General features: G+C 45.5%; 4 protein-coding genes. 2 read left to right on the top strand and 2 right to left on the bottom strand.

Annotated elements, in window-relative coordinates:
* Positions 1 to 127: 127 nt before the first annotated feature.
* On the bottom strand, positions 128 to 1,036 hold the full coding sequence (locus tag LZD49_RS35100; protein WP_234673277.1) for an AraC family transcriptional regulator: 909 nt from the start codon (positions 1,034 to 1,036) through the stop codon (positions 128 to 130).
* 1,064 nt (positions 1,037 to 2,100) lie between these two features.
* On the opposite strand from LZD49_RS35100, the gene LZD49_RS35105 reads away from it, so the two are divergent.
* Positions 2,101 to 3,027 (top strand): SDR family oxidoreductase, encoded by a 927-nt coding sequence (locus LZD49_RS35105; RefSeq protein ID WP_234673279.1) that lies wholly within the window; start codon positions 2,101 to 2,103, stop codon positions 3,025 to 3,027.
* Positions 3,028 to 3,051: 24 nt separating this feature from the next.
* Positions 3,052 to 3,354 carry a transposase gene (locus tag LZD49_RS35110; protein ID WP_409021386.1) on the top strand — a complete coding sequence of 101 codons (303 nt, stop codon included), beginning with the start codon at positions 3,052 to 3,054 and terminating at the stop codon, positions 3,352 to 3,354.
* A 673-nt stretch (positions 3,355 to 4,027) separates the two neighbouring features.
* On the opposite strand, the gene LZD49_RS35935 is transcribed toward LZD49_RS35110, so the two are convergent.
* On the bottom strand, positions 4,028 to 9,046 hold the full coding sequence (locus LZD49_RS35935; protein WP_234673281.1) for a right-handed parallel beta-helix repeat-containing protein: 5,019 nt from the start codon (positions 9,044 to 9,046) through the stop codon (positions 4,028 to 4,030).
* Positions 9,047 to 9,255 lie beyond the last annotated feature (209 nt).

Consider the following 9,255-nt stretch of genomic DNA (forward strand, 5'->3'; position numbering starts at 1 on the left):
CCACATCAAGCACTTGGCTTTTTAACACCGAATGAGTTTAAACAAACGGGATAAGCTCTATTCAGCAATTGATCACCCAAAAGGGGATAACACAACGGCATGCTAGCAATGCAGCCCGACCCACAAGTCAGTTAAAGGATTGCCTGAATTCCAGCGGGCTTTGTTTTGTCTTTGCCTTAAAGAGCTTATTGAACGATTGCGAATGTTCAAAGCCCAGTTCATAGGCAACTTCGCTTACTGATAATTCGGTCGTGGATAATTTCTCTTTTGCCTTCTCTACCAGCTTTTCGTGGATATGTTGCTGGGTAGTCTGCCCGGTTAATTGCTTGACTAAACTGCCTAAGTATTTAGCTGAAACATTAAGTTTCTCCGCAACGTGTTTAACCGTAGGTAATCCCTTTGACACCAGGTCATCATCATTAAAATATTCGGTCAATACCGCTTCCATTCGCTCCAAAATTCTGCTGTTGGTTATTTTTCTGGTGATGAACTGACGTTCATAAAAACGTTGCCCGTAGGTCAGCAGCAGTTCCAGTTGCGCGATGATCACATCCTGACTGAACTTGTCGATGTTGGATTTGTATTCGTTTTTGATGTTGGCAATAATGCCGTTGACCAGGGTTTCCTCGTGGTCAGAAAGAAATAAGGCTTCATTAGTTGAATAACCAAAGTACTCGTATTGCTTGATTTTTTTAGCGAGCGAGGTATTCCATAAGAAATCCGGGTGGATAAAGAGCATCCAGCCTTCGAGTTTGTGCGGCACACCATTCTCTTCACCACGCAAAACCTGCCCGGGAGACATGAAGGCCATCAACCCTTCGTCAAAATCGTATTTCTGCTGTCCATAAAATAGTTTGTCACATCCCCTTTTCATGGAGACGACATACAAGTCAAATACGACAGCATCGAGCCCCGTATCATTTTTTAGTCCGGCTAAATCAAGAATCCCGATTAGCGGATGGTATGGTTTTTCCAGGCCCATCAGGCGATGGATTTCCGTAATGGATTCTATTCTATAAGGTTTCGTGTTTTCCATATTACAATGTCATCAATTCAAAGGTTTTACAGATTACTGACAAAAAACAATCCGTTCATTTTAGACTATGTTTTTTTAGCGTTTTGATTTTATAAATCCTGATGCTCAAATTTCAGCAATACGTTTGGAACAAGCCGCCTTTGTAAATTTGATCACGCTGATCATCGTTGGTTTATGCTCTGGCTGATCTTTCAAAAGACCCTTGGTTGCAACACCTACCATCTTGTCAAAGTCCATCATCGTCCGTACCAATGATATTTGCTCCCTACTGGGTCAGTTGTTTTACTATTCCAAACCGATTCCGCTTGTGCAGCCTGTGACCAGGACAGTGCTATTTCTTAATTCCATTTGTCTCATATTTTGATATTGCAAAGATCCATAGCCATTGCAAAACATATGTAGCCAAAAGGCTTAAGCTTGTAGTCGAAAGGGTGAGTTTTGCTGTGCCTTTTACTTTTTTCCGACATCCAAGAACATATTTCTTTTTTTACACCCCATCTTTTACTCGCCATAACTCAATCACTTTCTTAGCGAATGCTGTCTTCCGACTTCTAAGAAAGTGACATCTGTTTAATATTTAGGAGGTCAATTGTATTCTACCACTTCCTGGAAATTAATAGCTTTAAACTTAATGGGCTGGTTAAACAGAAGCAATATAAAATGTTTCTAACTGCGTAGATATTGATGTAAGTCACCTGTGACGCCTTGTGGTCGTTTCAGCGGCGGCCGGTGCCGTAAAATCTTTTAATCTAGCATTCAATACCAATGTGGGGTGGCTCTGTTTGCCGGAATCTAACATTCAAGTGGCTCGATATGCCGGAATGTCAGTCGGACTAACTGGCTCTGTTTGCTGGAATACTAGCGGCCAACCCTCTTTTGCCGGTGGCTTATGTTGCCGGAATCACTGGCTCAGGTTACCGGAACAGGGCTCTCCTTGCTCCGGAATATCCATACTTCAATAACAATACATCTTCTCACCCTCCCTTTCTACTACAATATTACGACTTTTGGCTACATCCGGTTTTTTACTGTTTCAGAACTTTGCATTAACAAAATCAATTAAAATGCAGAACGAAATTAAAAATTGGACAGCAGCTAATATTCCTCAAAGAAACAATGGTTTAGCTGTAATTACGGGTAGTACAGAAGGTATAGGATATGAAGATGCACTGGCTTTATCATCATCAGGATGGAATGTGATCATGATGGGGCGTATTGCTGAAAAAGGGGCTGAATCAATTGCTAAGATTCATGAGATTAACCCGAAGGCAAAAGTGAGTTTTGAAAAAATGGACCTTGCAGATTTATCTTCAATCAAAGCCTTCGCGTCGAAGATGATATTAAAAGGACAAGCCATCGACCTTCTAATCAATAACGCTGGCGTAATGACGCCCCCAAAACGACTGGAAACTGCCAATGGTTTTGAGTTACAGTTCGGCACAAACCATATTGGTCACTTTGCACTAACAGCACAACTTCTGCCTTTATTACGCAAATCGCAAAGTGCTCGTGTTATTACCGTTTCGAGTATAGCAAATCGTGAAGGAATAATCAATTTTGATGACCTTCAGTCAAAATCTTCGTATGCTCCGGGGAAAGCATACAGTCAGGCAAAACTTGCGAACCTAATGTTTGCCTTAGAGCTTCAGCGACAAAGTGAAAAGCACGGTTGGGGCATCATGAGTATGGCTGCACATCCAGGTGTTTCCAGAACAAATTTACTTATCACCGGTGCAGGGCGATGGAGCGCCGCAGGAATTGCGAGAACTTTTCTCCCGTTTTTGTTCCAGCCATCTGCACAAGGAGCCTTGCCAACATTATATGCAGCCACTTCTCCGGACGCTAAAGGAGGTTTGTATTACGGTCCAAATAAAATGAGTGAGACCCGAGGGTTTCCATCTATCGCGAAAATACCAGCACAAGCATTAGATATAAACGTTTCTTTGAAATTATGGGAGGTATCCCAGGCGTTAGCCAAAGTTGAATTTTAGTACTTAAATTTCCAGAGTGCCCGGATGTACAATGCCAGTAATTGCGTCAGGTGCCCCTTAAACGGTGCTTGCCACAAATCGAAAGGCAACCGGATTATCCAGGTTAATGTGAATTTGGGAAGGCAAAAGCAGCAGGCAGACCAGTTACTTAGAAGTGACGAAGGGATAAAGAAACGAAAGAAGCGGTGCTTCGATGTCGAGCCCGTCTTCGGTAACATAAAACACAACCATAGCTTCCGCAGGTTCATGCTCCGTGGCCGGCAAAAGGTCGAAATCGAGTGGGGGTTGATTGCAATTGCACAAAATATCAGGAAAAAGGCAGCCTAGAAAGGTTGTTTAAGCTTCTAGCCACTAGCAAACCTTATTAGAATCGATCATACAAAATCAAAGTGCCAATTGGCTGTGATCCTGAATCAAAAAAAGAGGGTGCCTCACTTTGTATATGAGACACCCTCTTTTTTCATTTCTGGCCATCAAGAACCTGCGTCTCCAGTGCTCAAAGACATCTTTTTGTTCGACTCCGGTTCACCTTTTTTTGCCCTTTTGGAACTTTGAAAAACGTTGCCTCTTATAAAGTCAGATATCTAAAAGCGGAGAATTCGTCATCGATCACCGCGATAGTGAAATTGTTTTATATAAGTTTGAGAGAAGGCTTATGGAAGATATTACAAAGTACACCCATTCCATTTGAAAAACTTAACAACGGGAGCAGACAAATTGAGGTGGTTGGTATTGGCTCTTGCTGTTTCACCCTTAAAACTTATTAATGTCACCGGTAATGGATTGCTGATGCTTCCCAAGGTAAAAGGTTCCATGTGATTTGATCGCAAATAATAAACCCAGCCATTTTGCTACAATTGCCATTTACCTCGTAGGCATCCGAAGGCGGATTCTTCGAGCTGACTGTACCGTTAGCTGTAAACAGGATCGGACTACCATCCATAGCAGTGGATACAATGCCATCAATAAAATCAAATGCCCCATCGTGCCTCTGTATATCTCATTCTTTCACAAACCGCCCTGATGCCCCATTTGCAAATCTTAAAGTATAAAACCCACTCGTCAGAGAACCTATATTGACCTGTTGCGGGTTGGTGGTGATAACTATACTTTGCAACTTTCGTCCCATAAGGTCATACAAAATGACTGTGCTGTTCAGCAGCGCACTACTCACTTCGAAAGTAACCGCATCTGCTGCCGGATTGGGATAAATGTTGGTGGCACTACCGTCACTGCCAAGCGAAATAATCCTGCTGAAAGTAAAAGTCCTGTCCAAATCCGACATTTTTAACCGGTAATAGATGGTGCCGTTATATGTCGCATAGTCATAATAGCTGTATTGGTGGTCACCGCTGCCACCGGCACCGACCAAGGCTACCTTTTTAAAACTTTTCGCATCGGTACTGCTCTGAATTTCAAAATTGCCAGTGTTTACTTCACTTGCCGTGCTCCATCGGAGCAAATTGCCTTCTTCTTCTTTAAGTGCGGTGAAACTGATCAGACGAAGCGGCAATGCAGACTCTATGGTTTTTATGAAGAACCCGCTGAAACCTGTCACGTCAAAACTGACTTCCCAGCGATTGGCACCTGCGTTCCATTCCACTTTTCCATTGGCTTCCGAAGGTTTGATGGTAACCGATGTGCCCGTATAGGATCCGGGTGTACCGTTGTCATCGCCGGTACCGTCGCGTTTCTCGATCCGCAGGTTGGCTTTGTAGTTTTCTGCATCTTCTCCGTTCAGGGGCAGTTTCAACGCAGGTGCGGGGGTTTGGGTATTGAAATCTGTAAAATCCTGTTGGGTAAAATAAAGCGTTACTTTGGCTGTAGCGGTTTCCCTGTTCTCGACAGGGGTGATCTGATAATGACGTTTGAGGTATTGGACTGGCTGATTGCTTTCCACCCACACTTTGGCCGTCACCTCTCCGCTGAGATTATAAGCAGGTCCGTCCCCATCGATGGTTGCAACCTGGTTGGCGCAATCACCATAGGTCACAATGCTGTTGGGCGCTTGTTCCAGCGTCAGGCTGGTGTTTGTGCTTGTTATTCCGCTGCTGGGAGCTTCATAGGCACCCAGGTCCAGGCGGTTGGCCCTTTTTATCCCGAGGATATCCAACGCTGGCGTGTCGCCTGTGCCGGCTTCCGCTGCCGGACTGTCGCAATTAATCTGCAAACCGTCATCGCCGGTCCGCCAGATCCCGTCGGGACCGGCAGGATTAGAAGCATCTACAAATCCCGGGGCCGCATTTACAATACTTTCCCCCAAATACCCTCCGTCCACCAGCGAGTAGCCCACATCATCGGTCCCGGAAGCGCCTGGTTCAATATCTACGGAAATCTCGGCCATATTATTTCGCCAGAAAACACTGTTCCTTGCCTTAAATGCAGAGTTCTTAGCAAACACGCCACCGGTTTCCCCACTATTATTATTATTTGAAATGATTGTGGAATTGACGAGATCCGCTGTGCTGAGCAATAAAAACATGCCGCCGCCTTCTTCTCCCATATTGTTGCTGACGATGCAATTGGATAAAGTAATCGTCGCAGCGTAACTAGAAATCCCGCCGCCATTGCCTCCTGCAGTGTTATGATCAACTACACAATTGGTAAGTACCGTTGACGAACCGGCATCCAGGAAAATCCCTCCGCCCACATCCCCATAGGTCTTGTTGTTTGTAAAGTTTGCATTGGTAATGGCAGCAGTGCCCGATTCCACAGACAAGCCTCCTCCGCGGCGGGCAATATTTGAACTAAAAATAACATTACTGATCTTCGGGGCATTGCCCATAACGGACATTCCCCCACCATCATTTCTGGAAACCGATACAGACCCGACCGACAATGATCCTTCACCCTCCGCTTTCCCGCCAGTTACTGTGAAACCGTCAAAGACCGCATTGGTATTGTCCCCCACTGAAAGGACCACGTGGTAGGAATCATCGCTCTGATCATCGTCATTGTCGATATTCCCGCTGAGTGTGGTGACATTGCCCCTGACCCGCTGGTTAATATTCGTTTCCGTCCCCGCAAAGCCGCCATACATTTTCACTCCATTGATGAGCAGAAAAGTAAAATCCCTCGGATCGTTTGTTGACACAAAGCTGGGTACACCGCTGGGTTTGTAGATACCGGCTGCTACAAAAACGGTATCTGCCACACAGACCTCATTGAGGATTGCCTGCAGATCACCGCTGGCCGTGGCCCAGCTCAGCCCGTCGCCCTTACCGCCCTGCTTTACGTAATGTACAATCGGCTGCCTTACCGTAACGAACGCGGAACTTTGGGTGAAATTTTCAGTGCGTGTACAGCCGTTCGCCCATGTGACAGAAGACAATGTATATTCATCAATGGTATTCCCTACCTCGAATGGTATGCCACTGAGCAGGTTATCGTAGGTTATCCCGTTTATGACGGCGGTCAGCGTGTCGCTTTCTGTTACGGATAATGTCAAACTCCCGTTACCTCCCGGACATATAGTACTGCCCGTCAGGCTGGCTTGAAAGCTTCCGACGGTCACTGTCGCCGACGATTCGACAATGTCACTGGTGGCAGGACAGTCACCCATAACACCAATAGAATTAAGCTTAAATGTGGTGGTGTTGGTGATGGCAGATTTAGAAAGGAACGGGATACCGCTAACCACATCTGTATAAGTAATATCGTTAATCGTTAATGTGAAGAATTGGTCCGGACCATACTTAGCTGTAAACTTCAGAGGCACAAAACTGTCTGAACAAACTAATGAATCTTCCGCAGTTAAGCTGCCTCGTCCTACATGAGGCGGATAAGAGCTTGTAAATTCATACGCTCCGATATCTATGCTATAGAAGAAACGATTGTTACCGGTTATGTCCTTGTCATATTCGGTGTGGAGGCTTTGGTATGGTTCAGATAAATATTGGTTGTTTCCACTATTGATCAACGGGCTGCATGGCAACAATTGATAATCTCCCTTTGTGCTCAGGCCTGGGGAGAGAGGATTTATAAACAGAGGCTGCGCGCTACCAGGAAGACTATGGTCATTTGAAGCAGTATAATCCTCTACCAGACTATATTGAGGCTTAAACCCAGTACTCTGGTTGCCCAAATAGACACTTCCGCCCGAATTACGATACACAACACTGTTACGGAATGTCTGGAAGACCCCCACTTGTTCCAGCGCTATACCCCCTCCTTTGGGAGCTACATTGGCACTGATCGTCAAATTAATCAGGACGGGCGCGACGGCATAAATATACATACCTCCGCCTTCCACCGATGCCGTATTGCCTGTGATCCTCGAACTTATGATAGTCAGGGCCTTTGTGCTTCGTAATGAGATACCTCCCCCCTCTTTTGCATTATTACCCGCTATAACCAGGTTGCTAAACGAACTCACCCCATCGGAGTATACAAATATGCCACCACCTTTGCTTCTTTCCAGAAGTAACCCATTGGTTTCACCCGTAATGTTGAGTGAGCCATCCCCATTCGCGTTCCCACCCGATATCGTAAAACCATCGAGGATGGCCGAGCCGCCCGCCAGGACGACAACGTGGTAAGCATTATCGCCCATATTCTTTGAGTCGTTGTCATCGCCCGTTAAATCCCCGTTCAAAATACTGGGGCGGCTGGGACTGACAGACCGGCTGGCCAGTGAAGTTTCAGTACCTTCAAAACCCCCATAAAGCTTTACGCCATCCCGCAGCACAAAGGCATTGTCCCGGTTGTCGGATTGCACATTGTGGTCCCGGCTATTGGCCGGATATACCGGTATGTAAGTGCCGCCAGCTACCCATATCTGGTCGCCATTGACTGACATATCAATGGCTTGCTGCAAGTCGCCTATCGCGCACGTCCAGCTTTCGCCGGTACCTCCTGCCCCTGGTTTTACATAAATGATCCCTTCTTTGCTTGGGCTATTGTTCGTTAGCTCTTCATAAGCACCCATATCCACAGCGCCGGCAAACGAGCGCTCCCATCCTCCCAAATCAGTCCTGGAATAAAAACCTGTTTCAAGTTTTTGCTCTTCATATTTACTAAAGCTGCCCCTGTTGCGTGCCGGGCTGCAGCTTTGCAGGCGGTAATCGCCATCAGTCGAAGGAGTCTCACTTGGCACGAGTTGGGTCATAAAAAGCGGATTTGTCATGCCAGGTAAGTTTCCATTTTCCGTTCCCGTAACTCCCTCAACCAGACTGTACTCCAAAGTCACGCTGGATGGTTGCGTGTTTTGATTTTCTATACTAGCTCCATGATTTCCATAAATGATGGTATTTCGGGCCCTAAATGCTCCTCCTCCTAAGTTTACAACTACCCCTCTTCCTGTATCACGTACAAAATTTCCACTAATTGTGCAATTATAAAGATCTGCCACGCCAGAACTCGCAATAGCAGGGGCGAGGCCTGATGCATGGCCACTGATCACACAATTAATAAGCCAGAGCCTTGAAGCCTTGTCAATGGATATACCCGCAGCAGATCTAAAAGAATTATCCCCATTACCAACGGAATTTCCGGCGATTATACAATTGGTAATGGTCACAGAGGATAGCGAGATTATTATCCCTCCGCCAAAGAGGTCGTTATGCCCACCCGTTATGGTAAACCCATTCAGCAGGGCTCCCGAGATGTTGACATTAGTAATAACTGAATTGCCATTCCCCAACAACACACTTTTATTTGCAGTGACCAACAGGTTTCGCTCCCATAGTTCTTTTTCATTGCCTGCGAACCCTCCATAGACACTTACACCTGATTTTAATTGATATGCGTTACCTGGATTCCTATGGTACGTTCCACCTGTAACCCATACCTGATCACCAGCGTTGCTGAGATCGATCATATATTGAAGATCATTACTGGCCTCGCTCCAGGATTCACCGGAAGTAAAGTTTGGCGAATTAGCCTTCACATACCGTATCCTGGCAAATGCCGCGGATGAAAATAGGATAGGTAGCAACAAAAGCAATAATGTCGACTTGGTGCGTAACGTTGCCGAAAATAGCAGGGACACACTTTTTGAAGGAGGTAAGATTTTTTTCACGGGCGTTGAGAGAGGTTGGTATTAAAATCCCGTAAAGATTCCAATAGTCACCGATCAAAACCTAAAAACGACAGTGGACAAAGAGTAGACAAAATCGGAAAATAACTAATTAAATGTGATGGTTCATAACATTCGCTACAATTGCAGTCATTTCTGATCCTTCAAAAAGTCACATTTGGCTCATCGATTAGTTCCAGAAAGTCGTTACA

Source organism: Dyadobacter sp. CY261, assembly GCF_021440085.1.
Lineage (GTDB): Bacteria > Bacteroidota > Bacteroidia > Cytophagales > Spirosomataceae > Dyadobacter.